This window comes from Paraburkholderia sp. CNPSo 3076 (assembly GCF_026343935.1).
GTDB lineage: Bacteria > Pseudomonadota > Gammaproteobacteria > Burkholderiales > Burkholderiaceae > Paraburkholderia > Paraburkholderia nodosa.
This window is the reverse complement of the sequence record NZ_JAPMAL010000031.1, coordinates 41,771-65,150: the sequence shown is the minus strand read 5'-3', so window position 1 is coordinate 65,150 and position 23,380 is coordinate 41,771. Positions and strand designations below refer to the sequence as shown.

Here is a 23,380-nt window from a genome sequence, read left to right as displayed (position 1 = left end):
CTGGCATTTGCGCTCAATAAATCGAGGCTTGTTCGCGTAATCGAGCGTCGATATCCTCTACTCGTCAACGAGCGGATCACGCTGGCAGCCGCGGATCTCTGAGTGCGTTCTGGCTGGCTCGCCAATATAGACCCGACTGAGCAAGGCGAATCCCCCGAGACCGCACGTCAACGGGGGCTTCGCTTTTGCCAGGCGTACCTCGTTCATCCGCTCGCACTAACGGCGTTGCATCCTGATGACGCGCGACACCTGCGCGGACGTCAATCCACAGTTTTGCACATACGGCGCGCAGGAAGGCGGGGTGACGAAGGACTCGCCCGCAGCAAACAGGCCTGCAAACCGGTACGAGTCGGTGTCCGTCTTGATGAATACCGGTATGGCATCGCGTTGTCCCGAGAGCGTTCGGCCCGCCGCATTCGCAGAAGCACTGCTGTTGCAGATGATGACATCCGGCGCTTGCGGATTGAGGTCCGTCCGCAAACAAGCGGCCACGACCTTTCCGTTCTTCGTGGGAAGAAATGCCTGCTTGTTCCCACCGCAGACCTGGTGAATGAATTCGCGAGTGTAGTTCTTGTTAATTTCAAACATGGAAAAAGCTCCTGAATCGACTGCTGTTGATTTCCACTCGGGGAATGGCCGAGCGGAATGAGGGTGCTTTGCGCATTGCAGTGACGTGCGAACCGATCGGGTACAAGCCCACGGCTGATCAACCGCAATTGCGGTGCTCAGATGACAAAGAAGGTCACGCGGAAATGCTGCCGGGACGCGCACCGTTCGCCTGCTGGCAAGACGGCGGCTTGAGGAGAAGGCTCAGACGTCTTGTCTGTCAGGCAGAGGAACAACCAGGGGGGCGAGGACATCGGATGTTCATGGAACATCTCCGTATTGGATTACCGCAATATTTTAATGCGCTATCTTTTTGCGGCAAGTAAAAAGAGCGTAAAGCCATCCAGAGGATAGTGAATATGGCGCCGCTCAATATCCGTTATCGATTGTTCTGCAAGCGACGGCTAGCGTGCGACGCAGGAGCATGCCGCCAGCCAATTAAGGTCGGACGACTGAGCACGGCGCCGTCATCGGCGCACCCGGGGAAGTGGACCGTATCGACGAGCCTGAACCCTAACGTATGGTAGAAGTCGAGAAGACTGCCCGCGGCAACTGGGGTATCGAGAGCCAGTTGCGCATAACCCAAGGCTGCTGCCCATCGATTGGCGAATGACAGTAATGCCCGGCCGATGCCCAGGTGTTGCCAACGTGGATCGACGCCGTACCGGTGAATCGTTGCAACGTCCTGGCGCCGGTAGTGGCGGCAGGGTGAGGAGAGATTAGTCCCCTCTATGGTCAGCGTTCCCACGAGTTGACCCTTGCACGCGGCGATAAAGCACGCCTCTGCTTTCGCGCTTCGCCGCCGGCCGGATTCGCGGCTTGCGTAGTAGCTGCTAATTTCCTCTTTCCTGTCGAGACTGGAAGCGGCGCTGCGAAGCAGCTTCGCGATCAGTTCCGATGAATCGCGATGGATGTTAAATCGCCGGATCTGGAGCCGGACCATTTCAGACGGATCCAGGCTGAGCCATTCGTCGTGTTCTTCTGTTGCGATCATGAATGCCCCGGCTTCACTTGATGAGCGTGGGATGAGAGAGACGGCACCTCAATGCAGCAGCGTGACGGGCGTTGCGCGCAGCCGCCAGACCTTCATGAGCATGCCCAGCTTGCGCAGCATGCCGAGATGGCTGGCGTCGACGACGACGATGTCGGCATGTCCGCTTTCAACGCAGCGGGACACGCTCCGCACGAACGGGCCGCAAATATAGCTCGATGTGTAGGGCACTCCGGCGTCGTCGAGAATCGCGCAGGTTTCGCTGAGCGCGTGGCTCAGGTGGCGCTGACTTTGTTCACGCAACTCGTCTTCCGACCAGAACGCGCTGGTGCGCTCGATGGTGACGTCTTCAAGGACCTCCAGGATTTCGACTTCAGCCACGCAATGTTCGGCGAACAGTAAAGCACTGTGACGTGCCGCCTCTGCAGCGCCGCGCCGGTCAAAAATGGGAATCAGTATTTTCAGCACGTTCGCTCTCGCCAGAATGGGGCTCAGCGTTGCCGCGTGAGCACGGAAGCACGGAGATCGATCCAGTGATCGCCTTCGTACAGCGTAGAACGAAGCCCGTAAACATGGTGCAAAAAGATGGTGCTTCACGGCATGGCGCATGCGCCGCTCGCCGCGTTGAGCGCGCTAAGCGTCTTGCATGGCAGGCGCGCGAATGGGGACGCTCGCATAGCGCGCGACAGGTGGAGCGGCGCATCAAGGCGTACAGCGGGCGTTCGCTGCGCGAGTGGCACTCGCTCGTGAAGGCCGAAGGTGCGTATTTCGCGGCCACGGAGCGCCTCGCCAACGGTCCGTCCTTCGCCTGGGCGGCGTTCGCCCAGGACGAAGGCTTCGCGGATCAGCCGCACCTGAGCCGCACGACCCGCCGCATGACCGGCTTCTCGCCCACCGACTTCGCGCAGCGCCATGTCGAGGACGAGTCGATCTGGATGTACCGATTGTGGGTGTGAGCAGGCCGCGCGCGCAGGCTCAGCGATCCACCCGCTGCTGCCACTGGGCCGGATAGCGGTCGCCCACCACCTGGATCTCCTTGAGCGCCGCTTCGATGGCGGCGAGATCGCTAGCGCTCAACTCGACACTGGCCGCGCCCACGTTCTCGTCGAGCCGCGTAAGCTTCGTGGTGCCAGGAATCGGCACGATCCACGGCTTTTGCGCGAGCAGCCAGGCCAGTGCGATCTGCGCGCGCGTCGCGCCTTTGCCATCAGCCAGGCGGCCGAGCACGTCGACCAGCCCCGCGTTGGCCTTGCGGTTCTCCTCCGTGAAGCGCGGCACCATGGCGCGGAAGTCGCTCTGGTCGAACGACGTGCGCTCGTCGATCGCGCCGGTCAGAAAGCCCTTGCCGAGCGGGCTGAACGGCACGAAGCCGATGCCCAGCTCCTCCAGAACCGGTATCACCTTGTGTTCCGGTTCGCGCCACCAGAGCGAATATTCGCTCTGCAGCGCCGCGACGGGCTGCACGGCGTGGGCGCGGCGGATGGACTGCTCGCCCGCTTCGGAAAGGCCGAAGTGCTTGACCTTGCCCTCGCGGATCAGGTCCTTGACCGTGCCGGCCACGTCTTCCATGGGCACGTTCGGATCGACGCGATGCTGATAGAACAGGTCGATGCGGTCGGTCTTCAGGCGCTTGAGCGACGCCTCGGCCACGGCGCGGATGCGCTCGGGACGGCTGTCCATGGGCTTCTTCGAGTCGCCGTCCTGAAAGCCGAACTTCGTGGCGATCACCACCTGGTCGCGAATCGGCGCGAGCGCCTCGCCAACCAGTTCTTCGTTGACGAAGGGCCCGTAGACTTCAGCCGTGTCGAAGAACGTGACGCCACGCTCGAACGCCGTTTGGATCAGGCGGATCGCGTCGCTCTTTTCGGTGGCGGGGCCGTAGCCGAAGCTCAGGCCCATGCAGCCAAGGCCCAACGCGGAAACTTCGAGGCCGTTCTTGCCGAGTGTGCGCTTTTGCATGTCTTGCTCCTGGTTGCGTGAACTGAAAGGACCGGCGCTCCCGTTCGTGTGGGAGCCGCCTTCGACCCGACCGAGTGTAGGTTGCTGCAGGCCGCTCAACAATCCCGCTAAACTTGCATGGGGTATTGAGGGAAATTCACAAATGGTGCGCACCGGCTTATCCGAACTGACGGCCTTCGTGAGGATCGCCGAGCAGCGCAGCTTCAGCGGCGCAGCGCGCGTGCTGGGCGTTTCGCCTTCCGCGCTCAGCCACACTGTGCGCAACCTGGAGGCGAAGCTCGGCGTGCGCCTCTTGAACCGCACCACGCGCTCCGTGGCGCTGACCGAGGCGGGCGAGCAACTGCTCAGCCGCGTGCGGCCCGCCATGGCCGATCTCGAAGACGCCGTGAACGACGTCGCGACCGCGAGCAACCGGCCTTCGGGATCGATCCGCATCAGCGCCTCGGAATCGGGGGCGCGCCCGCTCATTCGCCATGTGCTGCCGGGGTTCCTCGCCCGCTATCCGGACATCCGCGTGGAATTCGTGGCGGACTCGCGGCTCGTGGACATCGTGGCCGGCGGGTTCGACGCCGGCGTGCGCGTGCTCGAAGACGTGCCGCGCGACATGATCGCCGTGCGCTTCACGCAGGACATGCGCTTTGGCGCGGTGGCCTCGCCCGCATATCTGGCGCATCATGCGCCGCCGCGCGCGCCGCACGACCTGGAGCAGCACCGCTGCATCCGCTTTCGCTTCGAGAGCGGCGCGCTGTTCCGCTGGGATTTCGCGCACCGCGGCAAGAGCGCCAGCATCGACGTGGACGGGCCGCTCACGCTCGGCAATCTCAACCTGATGGTCGAGGCGGCGCTCGCCGGGGTGGGCGTGGCCTGGGTGCCGGAATCGCTCGTGGCCGACCATGTGGCCGCCGGGCGGCTCGTCCACCTGCTGCCCGAGTGGGGGCCGGTGTTTTCGGGGCTCTGCCTTTACTATCCGGCCAATCGCCATCCGCCCGCGGCGCTGCGCCTGTTCGCGCAGGCCGTGCGCGAATGGGCCGATGACGCACCGCAGCGCAAGCCGCAAACGCGGTAATACGAACGGGCCTGCAATGTATTGTGTCCCGCGCCCGCGCCGATACAGTGAGATACAAAGCCTCTCGCGGCATGCGGTATAAACCCATCATTCCCTGCACACGGAGTCCGAACATGCACACCGCTGGTTTTGCGGGCGGCGCGGCAATGAGCGCGCTGCACTGGCCGCGCACGCTGTTCGCGCGCCTCGCCCTGATCCTTTGCGTCGGCCTCGCGCTCGCGCAGGGGCTGTCGTTCAAGCTCACGATGACCGAGCGCAACGACGCCACCGCGAACATGATGACCAATTACATCTCGCGCGAAGTCGCCATCTCCGTGGCGCTGCTCGACCATCTGCCCGCGGCCGAACGCGCCGCGTGGCTGCCGCAGCTCGCGCGGCGTACCTATAGCTTCATCCTCGGTCCCGGCACGCCGGGCGAGCCGCCCGAAGCGAGCCGCTCGAAGGACGTGGCCTCGGCCATCGCGGCGGGCCTCGGCGACAAGTATGCGCTCACGACCAATTCGGTGCCCGGCAAGCGCGAACGCCTGCAGATCCACCTGCGGCTGTCCGACGGCTCGCCGCTCACCATCGATTACCGCCCGGGTCCCGCGCTGCCCTTGTCGGGCTGGCTGCCGGCTGTGCTCGCCGCCCAGCTCGTCGTGCTGGCGGCGTGCTGCTGGTTCGCGGTGCGCACCGCCACGCGGCCGCTGCACGAACTCGCGCGCGTGGCCGACGCGCTCGGTCCGGACCTGAAGGCGGAGCGCCTGGAGGAAGAAGGGCCCTCCGAAGTGGCGCGCGCGGCGCGCGCGTTCAACGCGATGCAGCAGCGCATATCGGCGCACGTGGCCGAGCGTATGCAGATTCTGGCGGCCATCTCCCACGATTTGCAGACGCCGATCACGCGTATGCGGCTGCGCGTGGACCAGATGGACGACGAAGCGCAAGCGGGCAAGCTCGCGCAGGACCTGCACGAGATGGAGCAGTTGGTGAAGGAGGGCGTGGCCTACGCGCGTACGCTGCACGGCACCGGCGAAGCGCCCGCTCGCGTCGACCTGGACGCGCTGCTCGACAGCCTGGTATGCGACTACGTGGATGCGGGCTCGCCTGTGAGCTTCGAGCGCCGCCTGAACGTGGCGATCGTCACGCGCGTGCAGGCGCTGCGGCGCATCGTCGGCAATCTCGTGGATAACGCGCTGAAGTATGGGAGCACAGCGGCCATCGAGGTGAGCGCGTCGCCGCAGGACAAGACCGTCACGATCTCGGTGCTAGACAGCGGGCCCGGCATTCCCGAGGAAGCGCTCGAAAAGGTATTCGAGCCGTTCTACCGGCTCGAGACCTCGCGCAACCGGGGCACGGGCGGCACGGGCCTGGGCCTCGCGATCTCGCGCCAGCTCGCCGTGGCGATGGGCGCGCAGCTCACGCTGCGCAACCGGCCCGAAGGCGGCCTGGAAGGGCGGCTCGTGCTTGGCGGCGCGGATGCGTGAAAGGCGGCGCGCCTTAGGCGTCCGGTCGTGTGAGTCAAGCGGTTGATCAAGCGAGCGGAATGAACACGTTGAACTGGCCTTCCTCGGGGTGGCGCGAGCGATGGCCCTTGCCCACGGTGTCTTCGCACAGCACGACCGTGCCCGGCTCGCAGTGGCGCGTGTCGCCGTCGCTCGTTTCGAACTCGACCCAGCCGGTCATCCAGATCACGAACTGACGAACCGGCGTGGTGTGCCAGTCCGCCTCCTTGAGGCCCGCCGGCACCCAGCCAAAGCGCACCGCCTTTGCCGGCTCCCACGTCGAGAGGTAAATGGGCGGGATGTTGGGAAATAGCTCAAGCGGGGTGAGCGGGATATCGATGTCCTCGAAATGGGACTCACCCTGGGCGTCGGCATAGATTCGCAGACATTTCATAGGGATCTCCTGGAGCCGTTCTCTCAGTTTCGCTCGCTACCAGCTTGCGAGCATAAACAATGCCGGTCTGTTGCGGGCCGGCTGCGGTCATTGCCGGCCATTTCAGGTCGATATGCTGCGCGCCGAATCTGCGCTAGCGCACATTGTCGTCCCGAATCGGGCGGCGCGGTTCCGGTTTGTACGCGGCCCGTAGCAAGTTCAATCACCCAACGAAATCAACCGAGCGGAGAGCAAGATGAGCACGTCGGCGAACACGACAAACTGGAAGGGTTCCTGTCATTGCGGTGCGGTACAGTTCGAAGTCCGCACGGCGATCGAGCCGGCCGGGCATTGCAACTGCAGCCTGTGCCGGCGCAAGGGCGCGCTGATGAGTCCGCCGTTCGAGGGCCCCGAACTGACGATCCTCGCAGGCGAAGACGCGCTCACGCTGTACCAGTTCAACACGCGCGTGGCGAAGCACTATTTCTGCAGGCACTGCGGCATTTATCCGTTTCACCAGACGCGCAGGGATCCGGCGCGCTGGCGAGTCAATCTCGGCTGCCTTGCGGGCGTGGACGTCTACGCGCTCGAAGCGTCGGTTGCCGACGGTGCTAGTCTTTCCCTGGTGGAGGACGCATGAAACGCCTGCTCGCCATCCTGTTCTTCGCGGCGAGCGGCCTGGCTGCGGAGATTGCGCATCCGGTGTACTGTTCGTGCATTGCCGAAACCCGTTCACGCCTCGCGCGCAAGGAGAAGAAAACCAATGACGGAAAAGATGGATCACGTTCTGATCGTCGACGACGATCGCGGCATACGTGAACTGGTCGGGGCCTACCTCGAAAAGAACGGCATGCGCGTGTCGCTGGCCGCGAACGGGCGCGAAATGCGCTCGGTGCTGGAGGGCGGCGCGCCCGACCTGATCGTGCTCGACCTCATGATGCCCGGCGACGACGGGCTCGTGCTGTGCCGCGAGCTGCGCGCGGGCAAGTTCCGCGCCGTGCCCGTGGTGATGCTCACTGCGCGCAACGAAGAGACGGACCGCATCGTGGGCCTCGAAATGGGCGCTGACGACTATCTGCCCAAGCCCTTCGCCGTGCGCGAACTGTTCGCGCGCATCCGCTCGGTGCTGCGCCGCACACGCATGCTGCCGCCGGGCATGGAAGTGAGCGAGGCGGCGCAACTGCTCGCGTTCGGCGACTGGCGGCTCGACACGACGGCGCGGCATCTGCTCGACGCCGAGGGCACGATCGTCGCGCTGAGCGGCGCGGAATACCGGCTGCTGCGCGTGTTTCTCGACCATCCCCAACGCGTGCTGACGCGCGACCAGCTGCTGAGCCTCACGCAAGGCCGCCAGGCCGACGCGTTCGACCGCTCGATCGACCTGCTCGTAAGCCGGCTGCGCCAGCGCCTGCGGGACGAGGCGCGCGAGCCGCGTTACATCAAGACGCTGCGCAGCGAGGGGTATGTGTTTTCCTCGGCGGTGACCACGGTCGAAGCGCCGGAGTAAGGCCGGTCCGAGTCAGGTCTGGCCGAACAAACGCAGCAGTTCTTCGGCCACGGCCGCGGGCTGCTCCTCCGGCAGGAAATGGCCGCAGTGGGCAAGCGTCGCGCCTTGCACCTCGTCGGCGTAATGGCGCAGCGGACCGGCCATGTCGGCAATCGAGCCCTGATCGGCGCTCAGCGCGAGAACGGGCATCGGCAATTTGCCGCGCGTGCTCAACTCGCGATTCTGGCGCGCCGAAACATCGGCCGCGCGGTAGTAGGCCAACCCCGCGCGCAATCCGCCTTCCTTTGTGAACACGCGCAAGTATTCGTCGATATCGGCATCTGTGAAGGATTGCGGATTCGCCGTTTTGCGGCGCAGAAACCACTCCAGATACGCGCGCTCCTTGCCCGCTATCAGCAGCTCCGGCAGATCGGGAACCGCATGGAAGGCGAAGTGCCAGGTGCGCCACGCGCGCTCGGGCGCGACGGGCAGCGCTTCCGGCAGCGTGATGCCGGGAATGCCGGCGTCGAGCAACGCGAGGCTCGACACTTCAGCGCCGAATAGTGCCGCATAGGGGTAAGCCACCCAGGCGCCGACATCATGAGCGGCGAGGTGGTAGCGGCGTGCTTCGAGCTTGCCGAGCAGCGCGTGCAGGGCGGTTGCGAGCGATTGCGTGTCGTAGCCAACCGGTGGACGATCGGAGTCGCCCTGGCCGGGCAGGTCCGGTGCGATTACGCGATACCGCCCGGCGAGGAGCGGCATGACCTTGCGCCACGCGAACCAGCTCTCCGGGTAGCCGGCCAGCAGCACGACTGTTTCGCCATCCTTATTTCCGCCGATTACGTAGTGAAGCCGCGTGCCATCGATGGTTTCGAAGCGATGCGCGAAGCCGGGCAGGATGGGGTCGGCCACCGAGGCTGGACCGTGGTCAATGATGCGTGAGGGTGTACTCATGGCGTGACACTCCTATGGGTTCAGGGAACGTTGACATTGATTGGAAATAATCATTTCCAAATTAGCCAAAAAAATTTCAACGCAGTAGACGCATGGCTTCGGCGGCGACGGCTAGCATGTCACGCTGCGTGCGGCCGGATTTGCCGATCAAACGAAAGCCGTGGAGCAGGGCGAGCAAGGTACGCGCCATGGCCGGGACATGGATTTCCGCTGCAACCGAACCGTCTTGCTGACCTTGCTGGAGGAGTTCGCGCAGCATCTCTTCGGTGCGCCGCATGGCGGCTTCGACGCGCGTGGCGACTTCGTCGTCGAAAGTGGCGAGCGCCGTTGCGCTGGAAACCACGAGGCAGCCGCGCCGCCCCTCGCTGCCGTGGGACGATTCGGCGTAGAAGAGGAAGATGACGCGGATCTTCTCGCTTGCTTTGGACTGCTTGTCGATGCGATGGCGCAATTCGGCGTTGCGCGTGGTGACGTAGTGGTCGAACGCGGCGAGAAAGACGCCGCGCTTGTCGCCGAAGGCCTTGTAGAGGCTCCCTGCAGTCAGGCCCGTTGCTTCGCTGAGATCGCCCACGGAGGTGGCGTGGTAGCCGCGCTCGCGGAAAACGCGCACGGCGCCGTCCACGACGGTTTCCATGTCGAATTCGCGCGGTCGGCCGGGGGAGCGGGCCAGGGGTTGGGATGGGTGGTCGGATGCCATGGGGATGATTATAGGAAATGTTTATTTCCTAATCAATAGCCCCGTTTTCAACCCCCCTCACTCCACACTCTCCCCCCGCCCCTTATGCTGCGCTGCCAGCCTTTCCTGATGCGTCGGCGGCACTGGATCGTAGTGGCTCAGCTGGATGCTGTAATTCCCATGCCCGCCCGCGAGCGAATTCAGCCGCGACTGATAATCGTTGAGTTCGGCAAGCGGCACCTTCCCCGCAATGACCATAGCTTGGCCGCCCATCGTGCGCGTGCCATGCACCTGCCCGCGCCGCGCGGAAAGATCGCCGATGATGTCGCCCATCGCGGCTTCAGGCGTCATCACCTCGATATCGACAATCGGTTCGAGCACGATAGGCTGCGCTTTCAGCACCGCATCGATAAACGCCTTGCGGCCCGCGGTAACGAACGCCACTTCCTTCGAATCCACCGGATGGTGCTTGCCGTCGTACACAATCACCCGCACGTCCTGCATGGGAAAGCCCGCGAGCGGACCGCTGTCGATCACCTGCAAGATGCCTTTTTCCACCGCAGGCATGAACTGCGAAGGAATCGCGCCGCCTTTCACGGCATCCACGAACTCGAAGCCCGCCCCGCGCGGCAGGGGCTCGACACGCAACATGACTTCGCCGAACTGGCCCGCGCCGCCCGTCTGCTTCTTGTGGCGGCAATGGCCCTCGGCTTTGCCGCCAATCGTCTCGCGCCACGCAATCGTAGGCGGACGCGTCACGACGTCGAGTTTGTACTGATCGGTGAGCCGCTCCAGCATGTAGCGCAAGTGCAGTTCGCCCAGCCCACGGACAACGGTTTCATTGGTCCCTTCGGGGTGATCGATCTGCAGGCAAGGATCTTCCGCCGCGAGCTTTTGCAGCACTTCCCACACGCGTTGCTCATTGCCGGGCCGCGCCGGCTCGATAGCAAGCCCGTAAATCGGATTGGGAAACGCAGGCGGCGTGAGGTGGATGTTGCCGTCCTCGGGCGCGTCGTGCAGCACGGCGTCGAAGCCGATGTCGTCGGCCTTCGCCACCGCGCAGATATTGCCGGGCCCCGCGCGCTGCACCTCTGTATGCTCCTTGCCCTGCAGCATCAGCAGATGCGCCACCTTGAACGGCTGCCGCGCGTTGCCGATATAAAGCTGGCTGTCGCGCGTCACCGTGCCTTGATGAATGCGAAACACGGCTACCTTGCCGATATACGGATCCATCACGATCTTGAACACATGCGCGAGCACGTGCTTGTCGGCATCCGGCTCGGCGCGCACGGGCTCCCTGCCTTCCTTGCCCTCCACCTCGCGGTAGAACAGCGGCGGATTGCCTTCGGTGACATTGGGCAAGAGCCGCACGAACACGTCGAGCAGTTGCGCGATGCCCGCACCCGTCGCCGTGGAGGTGAAGCACACCGGCACGAGATGCCCTTCGCGCAACGCGCGTTCGAACGGCTCGTGCAGTTGCTCGGGGCTAACGGCTTCGCCTTGTTCGAGGTACAACTCCATCAACTCGGGATCGAGTTCGATCACCTGGTCGACGAGCGCGTTGTGCGCGGCTTCCACCGAATAGAAGTCGGCTTCGCCCGCCGGGTTGAAAAAGCAGTCCACCACTTCGCGGCCGCCTTGCGCAGGCAGATTGATCGGCAGGCAAGTCTTGCCGAAGGTCTCCTGGATCTGCGCGAGCAGTCCCGGCAAATCGACCTTTTCCGCGTCGATGCCGTTCACGATGATCATCCGGCACAGCTTGCGCTGCTGCGCGTACGCCATCATGCGGGTCGTCGTCATCTCGATGCCGGTGCGCGCATTGATGACGATGGCCGCCGTTTCCACCGCGGGCAGCGCGCTCATCGACATGCCGGCGAAGTCGGGGTAGCCGGGTGTGTCGAGCAGGTAGATGCGCGTGTCCTGGTGGTCGAGGTGGGCGATGGCGGAGTTGAGGGAGTGGTGATACTTGCGTTCGAGGGGATCGAAATCGCAGAGGGCGGTGCCGCGATTCACGCTGCCTGGCGCGTGCAGCGCGCCGCCCTGGTGCAGGAGCGCTTCGGCAAGCGAGGTCTTGCCGCAGCCGGCATGGCCGACCAGAGCGATCGTGCGGATGGCTTCGGGACTGTAATCCATGGCCGCCGTCGTCCGTTAGTGGATGTTCGGCAATTATTGGCGATATTTCCGCGCTCTGCCAATCCCAAGCTCAAAAGAAGCGCGCACGAGCGCGCGCACTGCGGCGGTCGACAATTTTCGCTGCGCTGCAATATTCAGGTGAACTGTCAAAGATGTCGCGAGGGCGCAAGCGGCTCAAAACTGAGGGGACGGATCACTCAACGTTCGCGCGGCGGGCCCGACCGCTCGATCAGCGCATTGAGCAGTTCGATCGGCAGCGGGAAGACGATGGTGGAGTTCTTGTCGGCGGCGATGGTGGTGAGCGTCTGCAGATAGCGCAGTTGCATGGCCTGGGGCTGTTGCGCGAGACATTGTGCGGCCTGCAGCAATTTTTCGGATGCCTGCAGTTCGCCTTCCGCGTGAATCACCTTCGCGCGGCGTTCGCGTTCGGCTTCGGCCTGGCGCGCAATCGCACGGATCATCGTTTCGTTGAGGTCCACGTGCTTGATCTCGACGTTCGACACCTTGATGCCCCACGCGTCCGTTTGCGCATCCAGCACTTTCTGGATGTCGGCGTTCAGTTGCTCGCGCTCGGCGAGCAGGGCGTCGAGTTCGTGTTTGCCGAGGACGGCACGCAGCGTGGTCTGCGCGAGCTGGCTCGTCGCGTCCACGTAGCGCGCGACCTGAATCACGGCCTTTTCGGGGTCCACCACGCGAAAATAGACCACGGCGTTCACTTTCACCGAAACGTTGTCGCGCGTGATGACGTCCTGCGAAGGCACGTCGAACACCACGGTGCGCAGGTCGATGCGCACCGCCACCTGCACCACGGGAATGATGAGCACGAGGCCCGGTCCCTTGACCTTCCAGAAGCGCCCGAGCATGAATACGACGCCGCGTTCGTACTCCTTGAAGATGCGGATGGACGATAAGGCGATCAGCACCAGCAGCGCGATCAGAAGACCTGTGAAGCCGAACGTGAAGCCGATCATGAACGTTCTCCCTTGTCGTTTGCCTTGTCGTGTGCCGCGCCGTGCAGCGGAGTGACGGTGAGCATGAGGCCGCTGCGCGAACTCACGCGCACGCGGCTGCCGGCGGCGAGCGGCGTGGTGCATGCCACGCGCCAACGCTCGCCATGCACGCGCGCCCAGCCCGTGGAAAGGGCTGCGTGGCCGGGGCGCGGGTCGGGGTGCAGGCCCTCGTCGATCACTTCGCCAGTGGCGCCTACCATCGCCTCCGCGCCGGTCACCACGGGCCGCCGCCGCGCGCGCAGCGCCACGCTGGAGACGGTGGCGACGAACGCCGCGCCGCCTAGCGCCAGGCCTGCGATGAGCGGGATGGGGATGCCGTAGCCGGGCGCGCTGGTGTCCATCAGCATGAGCGCGCCGATGGCGAACGCCACGATGCCGCCGAAGCCGAGCACGCCAAAGGTCGGCAGAAATGCCTCCGCAATGAGGCATGCGAGCCCGAGCAGCACGAGCCCGAGGCCCGCGTAGTTCACGGGCAGCAGCTGCATGGCGAAGAGGCCCACCAGCAGGCAGGTCGCGCCTGCCACGCCGGGCAGCACGAAGCCTGGGTTCGCGAACTCGAAGAAGAGCCCGTAAATGCCGATGGTCAGCAGAATCAGCGCGACGTTCGGGTCGGCGACGATCGAGAGGAAGCGGTTGCGCCAGTCGGGCGCGACGACTTCGAGCGGCGCGTGTGCAGTGGCGACGCGCAGCGTGCCCGCCGTGGTCGTGACGGTGCGGCCGTCGAGCTGGCGCGCGAGATCCGCGGGGTCCTGCGCGATCAGATCGATCACGTGCTGGTCGCGCGCTTCTTCGTCCGAGAGGCTCACGGCCTCGCGCACCGCACGCTCGCCCCACGCCGCGTTGCGCCCGCGCAGTTGCGCGAGGCCGCGAATGTAGGCGGCGGAGTCGTGCATGACCTTGCGGGCTTCCGTCGATTCGTTGTCGTCGGGGTGCGGGGCCGATGCGCCGGGGGCTGTCTCGGGGGCGCCTGGCGGGCCACCTGGAAGGCCACCGCCACCGCCGCCGCCCACACCGAGCTGCACCGGCGATGCCGCGCCGAGGTTGGTCCCCGGCGCCATGGCCGCGAAGTGGCTTGCGTAGACGATATAGGTGCCCGCGCTCGCGGCGCGCGCGCCGCCGGGCGCGACGAACGCCGCGACCGGCACCGGCGAGGCGAGAATCGCCTTGATGATCTGGCGCATCGACGTGTCGAGGCCGCCGGGCGTATCCAGCTCGAGGATCGCAAGCGGCGCGTGCTCGCGCGCGGCGCGCTCCAGCGAGCGGACGATGAAATCGGCGCTGGCGGGGCCGATCGCACCGTTCACCGTCATGACGACGACGGGCGCCCTGGCCGCCGCGAACGCGTCCGGCACAGCCAGCGCGGCCGCCAGGGCGGCCCACGCGACCAGCAAGGCGACGAACACGACGGCGCGAGCAAGCCGCGCCGTGAGCGGATGGTGCGGGTGAACGGGCGGTGCGTCGTGCACCGCGGCATGCGAGGGGCGATGATCGCGCATCGGGAGTCCGGAAGGTGGCGCACGTTCCGGTTCACAGATGGGGCAAGAGCCGATACCTCAAGATTAGGCGCTTTCCGCCCAAAGCGCGAACCGGCCCGAATGGCAGGAATACGCGCCGAACGTTGCGCCGCACACTGATTGCGCGGCTCCGAAGGCAATGGAGGAATCGAGATTTGGCGCGCCGGGCTTCGTGGCGAACATCCGGTGGCCGGCAGGTCGTTGCTATCGCAACCAAATGGCAAGAGGACTGTGCAAGCGCGCATGGACCCATTCGGCGGCGAGGCCTATGGGCGCGCGAACTGGTGGCTGCGTACGACTCGAACGCGGTCGCGCATTTCATCCTCACGCGCTACCAGGATTCGGTGCGGCGGCGATGGCAGGAACGACGTGCTCACCTGGCGGCGTCTGGACGACCGGCCGGTCACGCATGCGTTGCGTGGCTAGGCGCACGCCTTTGCCGGCGCGCTTCTGGCGGCGCCGGGGTGGCGTCCCAATGCGGCGCGCGCGGATGCCCCGGAAGCCGAGGTTTGGTTGGGCGCCGCATAAAACCCGACCGCTCGATGCGGCCGCGTGTTACTTCTCGTCCCGCGTTTGTGCGGGCGGGGACGCTTGCTGCAGTCAGGCGCGGATTAGTACCAGCGGCGCTGAGCTTCTGCGAGCAGTTCGCAGTATTCGAGGTGACGGTTCAGCGCTTCGGCGCCAAGACGACGCAGTGCAGCCAGGACTTGAGTCACTTTTTCGACGATTGCACCCATGATTTCCTCTTTGCTAGGGTTAGTGCCTAAGGGATAACCCTTATTATAGAGATTTCGGGGCGGAATGCAAGGCGCGAGGAGGCTAAGTGTGCAGTGCAGCAACACTTTTGAATCGTCCCTTATTGGCGTGCTAACGGACCCCGCCTGGCCGGCCGGGCGGGTTCTTGTATCGCACTGTGTCTGGCCGTCTGTCCGACAAACGCGCTTGCAAAAACGGGCTCGCGTGCAAACAAGCCAGATACATCGCGGCGTTCAAATGTCTCCTACGCAAGGTTGATACACAACAGTGCGCAACCACTCACCCAACGTCAGGAGAAACACCATGAAGCTCGCACACTCGCTCGTCGCCGCCGCTCTTGCTGCCCTCGTTGCCGTTCCCGCGCTCTCGTTCGCACAGTCGAGCCAACCGGTGACCCGCGCCGAAGTGAAGGCCGAACTCGTGCAACTCCAGAAGGCCGGCTACAACCCCGCCAGCGATAACACGCAATACCCCGCGAACCTGCAAGCCGCGCTCTCGCGCGTGAGCGCCGAAAGCGGCGCCGCGGCGTCGGCGTTCGGCGGATCGGCCGAGGGTGCGTCCGCAGCAGGTAGCCGCACGCACGCCCGCGCCGCATCGAATGCCGCCGGTGCCAATGAGGCCGGCCAGGATGTCGTTGGCCTCGGCCCGATCTACGCCCACTCGTAATGCGCGCGGCACCACGCCGCGAAGTTTGCCGCGCACCGGCAGGCTTCGCGGCGTTGCCGCGTCCATGCCCGGCCCGCGCATTCCCGATCGCGCGCCAGGCTGCTGTTACTATGTGGGTGCGCGCATGCACGCCCGCGCGGCGGCACACGCGAACGCTTTGACGTTCGGGTTCAAGGCGCATCCATGCGCATCACGGCGCAATTCGCGCCGACACCCCGAAGCTCGCACGAGGTCAACATGCCGGGAACCCAGATCCCCCCTTCCGCTCGCCCACGCATGATCCTGTTCAGCGCGCGCCAGTACGACGTCGACACGTTTACCGAAGCGAACACCGCTTTCCAGTACGAATTGCACTACCAGGAATCGCATCTCGATGCCGATACGGCCGTGATCGCCGACGGCTACGACGTGGTGTGCCCGTTCGTGAACGATGCGGTCGATGCCGCCACGCTCGAGCGCCTCCACAAGGGCGGCACGCGACTCGTGGCGCTGCGCTCGGCGGGCTTCAATCACGTCGATCTTGCCGCGGCGCAGCGTCTTGGCATCACCGTCGCGAGAGTGCCCGCGTATTCGCCGCATGCGGTGGCCGAACATGCCGTCGGGCTGATCCTCGCGCTGAACCGCAAGCTGCCACGCGCCGTGTCGCGCACGCGCGAAGGCGACTTCTCGCTTGCCGGGCTGCTCGGTTTCGACCTGCATGGGAAGACGGCCGGCGTGATCGGCACGGGCATTATCGGCCGGTGTTTTGCGCGCATCATGGCGGGCTTCGGCATGCAGGTTCTCGCCCATGACCCGGGCACGCCGGCCGCCGACTTGCTGGCGCTCGGCGCGCGCTACGTGCCGCTCGATACGCTGCTGGCACAGTCCGACGTGGTGAGCCTGCATTGCCCGCTCGTGCCCGCCACCCGTCATCTGATCGACCGTCACGCGCTCGCGAAGATGAAGCGCGGCGCCATGCTCATCAATACCGGCCGCGGCGGGCTCGTGGAAAGCAGCGCGCTCGTGGATGCGCTCAAGAGCGGCCAGCTGGGGCATCTCGGCCTCGACGTGTACGAGGAGGAAGGCGGCCTGTTCTTCGAGGACCACTCGGATGCGCCGCTGCAGGACGACGACGTGCTCGCGCGTCTCCTGATGTTTCCGAACGTGATCGTCACGTCGCACCAGGCGTTCTTTACGCGCGAGGCGATGAGCGAGATCGCGCAAACGACGCTGCGCAACGTGGAGGCCTGGCGTAACGGTTCGCCGGGCAATCTCGTGGAAGCGCCGCACGGCTAAAGCGCAACGCGCACCTCAAGACGCAAAGGCAAAGCGGGGCGCGCGCAAGCCGCCCCGCTTTTTTGCTTTCTACTGCTACGCGATCACGCCTCGACCACGCTGAGCGTCACGTCGATGTTGCCGCGCGTCGCCTTCGAGTACGGGCAGATCTGGTGTGCCGTTTCGACGATGCGCTGCGCCGTCTCGCGGTCGACGCCCGGCAGGGTCACGTTCAGGCGGCCGCGCAGCTTGAAGGCGTCGTCGGCGTTGACGAGGTCGATCTCGGCGTCGACCGCCACGTCGCGCGGCAGCGTCGTGCCGAGCTTGGTGGCGGCGCGGCCCATCGCGCCGATAAAGCACGCCGACCAGCCCGCCGCGAACATCTGCTCCGGATTCGTGCCCGGCGCGCTCGAACCGGGCGGCGAGAGCTTCACGTCCAGACGCCCGTCTTCGCTGCGGGCCGCGCCGTCGCGCCCGCCGGTGGTGTGGGTCTTGCCGGTGTACAGCACTTTTTCTGCCTGGGTCATGGTGTTTATCTCCTGGGGTTAGCGTCGTGAGGACAAGGATTTAGCTGCCGCGATACAGCTGCTGGAGCGCGGCGAGCTGGCCGTCGTGCTGTGCCTGAACCAGTTCCTGGCGAACCTGTGCACGCGTGATCTTTGCGTTCGCCGCATTGCTGGCGGGCGTCCATGCCTGGCCTGTCTGAACCGCGGGTTGCGCCGCGCTCGATTGAGCGGGCATGGCGGCGAAGACCGGAGCGGCGGTGAGGACTGCCGCGCTGGCGGCAAAGGCGAGGGCGAGCTTCGATACGTTCATGACTTTCTCCTGGGAAGGGTTCGGAAATCCGTCCGGTCATCAGCAAGTTCCGGCGTTGATGCATTACAACCACCGGACGTATCTGCCGTGTTTCATGAACGCCGCGTTTTGCAAGGGTATGTGTCCGCGCTCGCCGCTTATACATTGCGATACAAACTAGCCGCTTTTGCAATCCCGCTCGCGTCGCATCGATCCTGCCACGCCGACGCTTTTTTGATTCGTTTTGTGTACGCGCTCACAACAGACACATTGGGATACATGGCGCTTTTCCCGCCCGGTTATAAATTTACCGGGGCGTTTTGCCTGCCGCCGCGAGCGCGATCGACCGAATCGAACGATCCGCTGCCGCTGGCTCATCAACGAGGCCAAGCCGTTCGGGCGCGGCCTGCATGCACAACAAGGAGAAGTGGTCATGTCAGATCCCGTCAACGTCCGGCGCCGTCGCCTTCTCGGCACGTCGCTCGCCGGCCTCACGCTCGCGGACTTCGCATTCGGCGGTCTCGCGCACGCACAGTCGGCTGGCGGCGCGGAAGGCAACACGCGCACGGGCAACGGCGTATCGTTCGGCCCGATCAAGCAGATCAACGCGGGCCTGCTCAATGTGGGCTACGCCGAAGCGGGTCCGAAAAACGGCCCGGTAGTGATCCTGCTGCACGGCTGGCCGTACGACATCCATAGCTATGTCGAGGTCGCGCCGATGCTGGCCGCGTCGGGTTATCGCGTGCTCGTGCCGTATCTGCGCGGCTACGGCAGCACGCGCATTGTGTCGGACGACACGCCGCGCAACGGCCAGCAGGCCGTCACCGCCGTCGACCTCATCGCGTTCATGGACGCCCTGAAGATCGATCAGGCCGTTCTGGGCGGCTACGACTGGGGCGCGCGCACGGCGAACATCGTCGCGGCGATGTGGCCCGAGCGCGTGAAGGGGATGGTCTCCGTGAGCGGCTATCTGATCGGCAGCCAGGAGGCGAACCGCAAGCCGCTGCCGCCGCAAGCCGAGCTGCAGTGGTGGTACCAGTTCTACTTCTCGACCGAGCGCGGCGCGCAGGGTTATGCCGCGAATCGCGACGCGTTCAACAAGCTGATCTGGCAACTCGCCTCGCCGAAGTGGAACTTCGACGACGCGACCTACGCGCGCAGTGCAGCGTCCTTCCAGAATCCGGACCACGCGGCCATCGTGATCTCCAATTACCGCTGGCGCCTCGGGCTCGTGCAGGGCGAAGCGAAGTACGACAGCCTCGAGCAGCGTCTCGCCGCCGCGCCGGCCATCACCGTGCCGACTATCACGCTCGAAGGCGACGCCAACGGCGCGCCGCATCCCGCGCCGGCCGCTTACGCGAAGAAGTTCACGGGCAAGTATCTGCACCGCAATCTCGACGGCGGCATCGGCCACAATCTCCCGCAGGAAGCGCCCAAGGAGTTCGCGCAGGCCATCCTGCAAGTTACGCATCTGTGACGGGGGCCGCGATGCAAGCCCGTTTTTTCGGGCATCGCGCGCTTCTCGCGCAGGGTCCCGCCGCATGGGCCCAGCAAGGCGCGCAAGCGCCGGGGCAGACCGTTTCGCCGATCTACGGCGTGACGATTCCGCCCGGCTACCGCAAGTGGGAAATGATCGCGCCGGCCGAGGAGGCGCAGCATCAACCCTGTTTTGCGTGCCACGCGTCGAAGGTGAAGGATCGCGACTACGTGTTTACGCGATTCGCGCCTTGACGGGATGCCAAGGCTCCTGATTCAGGATCGGTGACATAATCCCGCAGTCGTCGTCAAACGGATCGGGAGAGCCCCATGCAGCGGACATACCGCGGAAGTTGCCATTGCCAGTCGGTGAAGTTCGAAGCCCTAATCGATTTCAGCAAGGGCACGGGAAAATGCAACTGCAGTTTCTGCGGAAAACTCCGTCTTTGGCTCGTCCAGGTTCGCCCGGAAGCCTTCGTTCTGCTCTCGGGCGAAAGCGATCTCACCCATTACGAAGGGAACAACCCGGTAGCCCATCATCCGTTCTGCAAACATTGCGGCGTGCACGTATTCGACCGCGTCGATATGCCGAACGGGACGGGCTACCCTTACATCAACGTGAATATCATGTGCATCGACGACTTCGACCTGAACGAAGCCCTCGATGCACCGATCTCCTATGCCAACGGTCTCGCGAATGACTGGGGCAATCCGCCTCGGGAAACGCGGCATCTATGAGTGTTTCAGGGCGCTCGTCCCGCATATTGAGCGACGCCGGGCTCGCGGGCGTCCAGTTGATGCCGTTCACACGTGAACTGAACGAATCCGGCATGGAACCGTGAAGGTTCATCGAGCGTTCCGGCGTAGAGCGTCACGATATCCGGCGCATGCTGCGGTGTGCCGAAGAGCAGGCTGCCGCAATGCGCACAGGAATTTCGCGTAGTCGGCATGCCGCTGCCGCCGGTCATCGTGTAAGAGCGGATTTCGCCTTCGAACGAGAATTCGGCCGCGCTCACGACGAGCACCGGCAAACCGGCCGATCCGGAAGCGCGCTGGCAATCGCGGCAGTGGCAAATGAGCTGCGCCGCGCGCGTTGTATTGCACCGTGCCACACAGGCTGCAGCCTTTCCAGGCTGTCGACATCGGTCTTCTCCCTTTTTGCGGGTACGCGCGCATGTTACGCGTATAGTCGGTCTCTTCGCTCGCGATCTCGAACCATCGCACGCTGGGCACCACGCTGAATACGCTGATCGACGCGGGGTTTTCTATTCAGCGCGTGAATGAATTTGCGCCGACGCTCGAGCAGGTTCAGCAAACGCCTGCATTGGCCGAGGAACTCGAACGCCCGATGCTGCTGCTGGTATCGGCGAATACGTAGCGTAGCGCCTTGTGATCGCCGCCGCCCCGCAAGCCGGAGCGGCGGCGCCAGCCGATCATCCCTGCTTGCCCTGCATGCCCAGCAGATCGCGAACTTTCTGCTCGGTCTGCGCGTAGTCGCCCTCGCCGAAGTGGGTATAAACGAGCTTGCCGTTCTGGTCGATGAGGTAGACCGCCGGCCAGTACTGGTTGCCATAGGCATTCCACGTCGCGTAACCGTTGTCCTGCGCGACCGGGTACGTAATGTCGTATTGCTTGATGGCCTTCTGCAGGTTGCCGGTGTCGCGCTCGAACGAATACTCGGGCGTGTGCACGCCGACCACTACGAGACCCTTGTCGCGATAGCGCGCGTCCAGCTCCTTGATGTGCGGGATCGTGTGCGCGCAGTTGATGCAGTCGAAGGTCCAGAAGTCGACGAGCACGACCTTGCCGTGCAACTGCTTGAGGTCGAGCGGCGGGCTGTTGAACCAGTTGTTGATACCGGTGAAGTTGGGCGCCTGCGCGCCGGTTTGCAGCGCGGCCGAGCCGCCCGACGGCGCTTCGCCCGAAGCGTACGCGGCGAGCCCGGCGGTGGCGGCGAGGCCGATGGCGACAGCGGCTATCTTGAGACGAGAGATCATGAGCGTTCTCCTTGTGTGGACGACGAGCGTATTGGAACGCTCCCACGTATCTGGCTCGTGTCCCGCTTGCGGCACTGTTGAAACTTAGTGTGTCGCCGCCGGGGCGCGATACGTAGAGATACAAATCGTCCACTGCGCGTCCACAGTCTCGCGCACGCCGCTGCGCGCGTTGCGCGTGTTTGTATCCGTATGTATCCAGCCGCTTTCGCGATACATGACGATGCACGACGCGCGCGTTCCAGACATTCCCCGGATACATGCCCGCGCTGAAATACGCCACATGGCAAGTCCGCCGACATTCGTCTGGAGACCGAACTCATGTTACTCATCGTCATCGCATTCGTGGGCGGTGCGTTCACCGTCCTGAGCCCCTGCATCCTGCCGGTCGTGCCGTTCGTGTTCGCGCGTTCCGACGAGCCTTTCCTGACTGGCCGCCTGCCCATGCTGCTCGGCCTCGCGCTCACGTTCGCGCTGCTCACGGGGCTCGGCGCCGCCGGCCTGAACGGCGCGGCGCAGTTGAGCGAGTACGGCCGCTGGGTCGCGCTCGGGCTCTTCGCGCTGTTCGGCGCGGCGCTGCTCTTTCCTGCGCTCGCCACGCGCCTCTCCGGCCCGCTCACAGCGCTCGCCGACTGCTTCATGGCGCACTCGCAGGACGACGGCGCGTCGCGCCGCATCGGCTCCGCCGTGCTGCTCGGCGCCGCCACGGGCTTGCTGTGGGCGCCGTGCGCCGGGCCGATCCTCGGTCTCATCATCACCGGCGCGGCCCGCCACGGCGTGACCTGGGAAACCTGGGCAGCGCTCGCCGCCTATGCCGTGGGCGCCGCCAGTTCGCTCGCGGTGGTGGCGGGCCTCGGCCATCGCGCAATGGCTGCGCTCAAGCGCTCGCTTGGTGTGGGCGAGCATGTGCGGCGCGCGATGGGTGCGCTCGTGCTGCTCACGGTCGGCGCGATCGCGCTGGGTGTGGATACGCGCCTGCTTGCGCTGGTGCCGGGCGCGCCGACCAATGGCGTGGAGGCGCGCCTCGTCGATTTGCTTGCGAGCCCCGCTGCGGCACGGCAAGCGCCGAGCGCGGAGCCGGCGCGTCATGAGGAGCGGGAAGCCCAGGCACGCCCAGTTGTACAAGACGAACAAGCGGCCCAGATCGTGCGCGTGTCGCTGCCGGCCCCGGCGCCCGCCGTCGATCTTGCCGTGGAAGGCCGCCTGCCGGCGCTCGACGGCGCGAACGCGTGGCTCAATTCCGCGCCGCTCACGCCCGAAGCGCTGCGCGGCAAGGTCGTGCTCGTCAACTTCTGGACCTATTCGTGCATCAACTGCTTGCGAACCCTGCCGTATCTGAAGACGTGGGCCGACCGCTACCGTAACGACGGCCTCGTCGTGATCGGCGTGCACACGCCGGAGTTCGGCTTCGAGCATGACACGGGCAACGTCAAGCGGGCATTGGCCAACCTGGACATCCGCTATCCCGTTGCCGTGGACAGCGACTACCGCATCTGGAACGCCTTCGGCAACCAGTACTGGCCGGCGTTCTATCTCGTCGATGCCGAGGGGCGCGTCCGCTATCACCACTTCGGCGAAGGCGACTACGCGCAGGCCGAGCAGGCGATCCAGCAGTTGCTGGCCGACAACGGCCGCGCCACGCCCTCGGCCACGCCGAAAGCGCCGCAGGCGAGCGGCGCGCTGGCCCCCGCGGATCCGCGCGACATCGGCTCGGGCGAAACCTATGTGGGGTATCGCGAGGCGCAGGGCAATGCGAATCCGGAGCGCGTGCAGGCCGATACGGCCGCATCCTACACATTGCCGGGGCAGCTCGGCTTGAACCAGTGGGCGTTCGGCGGGCAGTGGAACGTGGGCGCCGAGTCCGCCGTGGCGTGCGCGCCGCAGGCGAGCATCGCCTATCGCTTTCATGCGCGCGACCTGCATCTCGTGCTCGCGCCCACCGCCGACGGCAAGCCCGTGCGCTTTCGCATCAGCATCGACGGCGCGCCGCCGGGCGCCGCGCACGGCGCCGACGTCGCAGCGGACGGCAGCGGCGTCGCCACCAGCGCGCGCCTGTATCAGCTCGTGCGCCAGACCGGTCGCATTGGGGATCACACCTTCGAGATCCGCTTTCTCGACCCAGGCGCGCACGTCTACAGCTTCACGTTCGGCTGATACGCGCCACGCCATGCGACGCCGCCGTGCCCTCGC

26 protein-coding genes and 2 pseudogenes are annotated in these 23,380 nt (G+C 65.2%); 13 read left to right on the top strand and 15 right to left on the bottom strand.

Annotated elements, in window-relative coordinates; genetic code table 11:
* Nucleotides 1-216: 216 nt before the first annotated feature.
* From M3A49_RS31320 to M3A49_RS31310, 3 genes are all read right to left on the bottom strand, one after another.
* Nucleotides 217-588: a hypothetical protein gene (locus M3A49_RS31320; protein WP_266232427.1), complete on the bottom strand. Its 372-nt coding sequence runs from the start codon at nt 586-588 to the stop codon at nt 217-219.
* Between the two features lie 397 nt (nt 589-985).
* Complete coding sequence (locus M3A49_RS31315; RefSeq protein WP_266232426.1) at nt 986-1,600, bottom strand: GNAT family N-acetyltransferase; 615 nt, start codon at nt 1,598-1,600, stop codon at nt 986-988.
* Nucleotides 1,601-1,648: 48 nt separating this feature from the next.
* Nucleotides 1,649-2,065 (bottom strand): universal stress protein, encoded by a 417-nt coding sequence (locus M3A49_RS31310; protein WP_254358173.1) that lies wholly within the window; start codon nt 2,063-2,065, stop codon nt 1,649-1,651.
* 167 nt (nt 2,066-2,232) lie between these two features.
* Here M3A49_RS31310 and M3A49_RS31305 point away from each other — a divergent pair.
* Nucleotides 2,233-2,553: pseudogene (locus M3A49_RS31305) on the top strand (AraC family transcriptional regulator); the annotation flags it as partial.
* Between the two features lie 19 nt (nt 2,554-2,572).
* Here M3A49_RS31305 and M3A49_RS31300 read toward each other — a convergent pair.
* On the bottom strand, nt 2,573-3,556 hold the full coding sequence (locus tag M3A49_RS31300; RefSeq protein ID WP_266232425.1) for an aldo/keto reductase: 984 nt from the start codon (nt 3,554-3,556) through the stop codon (nt 2,573-2,575).
* A 142-nt stretch (nt 3,557-3,698) separates the two neighbouring features.
* Here M3A49_RS31300 and M3A49_RS31295 point away from each other — a divergent pair, with 142 nt between their 5' ends.
* Together M3A49_RS31295 and M3A49_RS31290 are read left to right on the top strand one after the other, a co-directional pair.
* A complete protein-coding gene (locus tag M3A49_RS31295; RefSeq protein ID WP_266232424.1) occupies nt 3,699-4,622 on the top strand; it encodes a LysR family transcriptional regulator in 924 nt (307 codons plus the stop codon).
* A gap of 113 nt (nt 4,623-4,735) precedes the next feature.
* Entirely contained in the window at nt 4,736-6,085 is a 1,350-nt protein-coding gene (locus M3A49_RS31290) for an ATP-binding protein (RefSeq protein WP_266232423.1), read from the top strand.
* A gap of 46 nt (nt 6,086-6,131) precedes the next feature.
* On the opposite strand, the gene M3A49_RS31285 is transcribed toward M3A49_RS31290, so the two are convergent.
* The gene (locus tag M3A49_RS31285; RefSeq protein ID WP_028204378.1) at nt 6,132-6,497 is read right to left on the bottom strand and encodes a hypothetical protein; all 366 of its coding nucleotides are present in this window, start codon (nt 6,495-6,497) and stop codon (nt 6,132-6,134) included.
* Between the two features lie 235 nt (nt 6,498-6,732).
* Between M3A49_RS31285 and M3A49_RS31280 the strand changes: the two genes are divergently transcribed.
* From M3A49_RS31280 to M3A49_RS31270, 3 genes are read left to right on the top strand one after another with little or no spacing between them, the layout of a single operon-like run.
* Complete coding sequence (locus tag M3A49_RS31280; RefSeq protein ID WP_266232422.1) at nt 6,733-7,116, top strand: GFA family protein; 384 nt, start codon at nt 6,733-6,735, stop codon at nt 7,114-7,116.
* A complete protein-coding gene (locus M3A49_RS31275) occupies nt 7,113-7,295 on the top strand; it encodes a hypothetical protein (protein ID WP_254358168.1) in 183 nt (60 codons plus the stop codon). The genes M3A49_RS31280 and M3A49_RS31275 overlap by 4 nt, the downstream gene beginning before the upstream one ends.
* Complete coding sequence (locus tag M3A49_RS31270; RefSeq protein WP_069266943.1) at nt 7,240-7,983, top strand: response regulator; 744 nt, start codon at nt 7,240-7,242, stop codon at nt 7,981-7,983. Before M3A49_RS31275 ends, M3A49_RS31270 begins: the two co-directional genes overlap by 56 nt.
* Nucleotides 7,984-7,995: 12 nt before the next feature.
* Here M3A49_RS31270 and M3A49_RS31265 read toward each other — a convergent pair whose 3' ends face one another.
* The 5 genes from M3A49_RS31265 to M3A49_RS31245 all read right to left on the bottom strand — a co-directional run bounded on the left by M3A49_RS31265 (nt 7,996) and on the right by M3A49_RS31245 (nt 14,231).
* Nucleotides 7,996-8,916 carry an alpha/beta fold hydrolase gene (locus M3A49_RS31265; RefSeq protein ID WP_266232421.1) on the bottom strand — a complete coding sequence of 307 codons (921 nt, stop codon included), beginning with the start codon at nt 8,914-8,916 and terminating at the stop codon, nt 7,996-7,998.
* 76 nt (nt 8,917-8,992) lie between these two features.
* Nucleotides 8,993-9,550, bottom strand: a complete 558-nt coding sequence (locus M3A49_RS31260; RefSeq protein ID WP_266232420.1) for a TetR/AcrR family transcriptional regulator — start codon at nt 9,548-9,550, stop codon at nt 8,993-8,995.
* A gap of 120 nt (nt 9,551-9,670) precedes the next feature.
* Nucleotides 9,671-11,725, bottom strand: coding sequence for an elongation factor G (fusA, locus tag M3A49_RS31255; RefSeq protein ID WP_266232419.1), 2,055 nt, complete (start codon nt 11,723-11,725; stop codon nt 9,671-9,673).
* Between the two features lie 197 nt (nt 11,726-11,922).
* Nucleotides 11,923-12,696, bottom strand: coding sequence for a slipin family protein (locus tag M3A49_RS31250; protein WP_254356836.1), 774 nt, complete (start codon nt 12,694-12,696; stop codon nt 11,923-11,925).
* A complete protein-coding gene (locus M3A49_RS31245; RefSeq protein ID WP_254356835.1) occupies nt 12,693-14,231 on the bottom strand; it encodes an NfeD family protein in 1,539 nt (512 codons plus the stop codon). The genes M3A49_RS31250 and M3A49_RS31245 overlap by 4 nt, the downstream gene beginning before the upstream one ends.
* 287 nt (nt 14,232-14,518) lie before the next feature.
* On the opposite strand from M3A49_RS31245, the pseudogene M3A49_RS31240 reads away from it, so the two are divergent.
* Nucleotides 14,519-14,608: pseudogene (locus M3A49_RS31240) on the top strand (metal ABC transporter substrate-binding protein); the annotation flags it as partial.
* Between the two features lie 252 nt (nt 14,609-14,860).
* Here the strand turns inward: M3A49_RS31240 and M3A49_RS31235 are convergent.
* Nucleotides 14,861-14,986: a hypothetical protein gene (locus tag M3A49_RS31235; RefSeq protein WP_266232470.1), complete on the bottom strand. Its 126-nt coding sequence runs from the start codon at nt 14,984-14,986 to the stop codon at nt 14,861-14,863.
* A gap of 322 nt (nt 14,987-15,308) precedes the next feature.
* On the opposite strand from M3A49_RS31235, the gene M3A49_RS31230 reads away from it, so the two are divergent.
* Together M3A49_RS31230 and M3A49_RS31225 are read left to right on the top strand one after the other, a co-directional pair.
* The gene (locus M3A49_RS31230; protein ID WP_266232418.1) at nt 15,309-15,671 is read left to right on the top strand and encodes a DUF4148 domain-containing protein; all 363 of its coding nucleotides are present in this window, start codon (nt 15,309-15,311) and stop codon (nt 15,669-15,671) included.
* Between the two features lie 237 nt (nt 15,672-15,908).
* The gene (locus M3A49_RS31225) at nt 15,909-16,946 is read left to right on the top strand and encodes a 2-hydroxyacid dehydrogenase (RefSeq protein WP_266232417.1); all 1,038 of its coding nucleotides are present in this window, start codon (nt 15,909-15,911) and stop codon (nt 16,944-16,946) included.
* A gap of 83 nt (nt 16,947-17,029) precedes the next feature.
* Here the strand turns inward: M3A49_RS31225 and M3A49_RS31220 are convergent, their stop codons facing one another.
* Both M3A49_RS31220 and M3A49_RS31215 read right to left on the bottom strand, forming a co-directional pair.
* Nucleotides 17,030-17,452, bottom strand: a complete 423-nt coding sequence (locus M3A49_RS31220) for an organic hydroperoxide resistance protein (protein WP_028204368.1) — start codon at nt 17,450-17,452, stop codon at nt 17,030-17,032.
* A gap of 40 nt (nt 17,453-17,492) precedes the next feature.
* Entirely contained in the window at nt 17,493-17,741 is a 249-nt protein-coding gene (locus M3A49_RS31215; protein WP_028204367.1) for a DUF4148 domain-containing protein, read from the bottom strand.
* A gap of 412 nt (nt 17,742-18,153) precedes the next feature.
* On the opposite strand from M3A49_RS31215, the gene M3A49_RS31210 reads away from it, so the two are divergent.
* The 3 genes from M3A49_RS31210 (at nt 18,154) to M3A49_RS31200 (ending at nt 19,934) form a co-directional block, all read left to right on the top strand.
* A complete protein-coding gene (locus M3A49_RS31210) occupies nt 18,154-19,197 on the top strand; it encodes an alpha/beta fold hydrolase (protein WP_266232416.1) in 1,044 nt (347 codons plus the stop codon).
* Between the two features lie 11 nt (nt 19,198-19,208).
* Nucleotides 19,209-19,451: a cytochrome P460 family protein gene (locus tag M3A49_RS31205; protein ID WP_254356829.1), complete on the top strand. Its 243-nt coding sequence runs from the start codon at nt 19,209-19,211 to the stop codon at nt 19,449-19,451.
* A gap of 114 nt (nt 19,452-19,565) precedes the next feature.
* On the top strand, nt 19,566-19,934 hold the full coding sequence (locus M3A49_RS31200) for a GFA family protein (RefSeq protein ID WP_254356828.1): 369 nt from the start codon (nt 19,566-19,568) through the stop codon (nt 19,932-19,934).
* Between the two features lie 5 nt (nt 19,935-19,939).
* On the opposite strand, the gene M3A49_RS31195 is transcribed toward M3A49_RS31200, so the two are convergent.
* Nucleotides 19,940-20,212: a GFA family protein gene (locus M3A49_RS31195; protein ID WP_254356827.1), complete on the bottom strand. Its 273-nt coding sequence runs from the start codon at nt 20,210-20,212 to the stop codon at nt 19,940-19,942.
* A gap of 417 nt (nt 20,213-20,629) precedes the next feature.
* On the bottom strand, nt 20,630-21,193 hold the full coding sequence (locus tag M3A49_RS31190; RefSeq protein WP_266232415.1) for a thioredoxin family protein: 564 nt from the start codon (nt 21,191-21,193) through the stop codon (nt 20,630-20,632).
* Between the two features lie 318 nt (nt 21,194-21,511).
* Here M3A49_RS31190 and M3A49_RS31185 point away from each other — a divergent pair, with 318 nt between their 5' ends.
* Nucleotides 21,512-23,344 (top strand): cytochrome c biogenesis protein DipZ, encoded by a 1,833-nt coding sequence (locus M3A49_RS31185; protein ID WP_266232414.1) that lies wholly within the window; start codon nt 21,512-21,514, stop codon nt 23,342-23,344.
* Nucleotides 23,345-23,380: the final 36 nt, after the last annotated feature.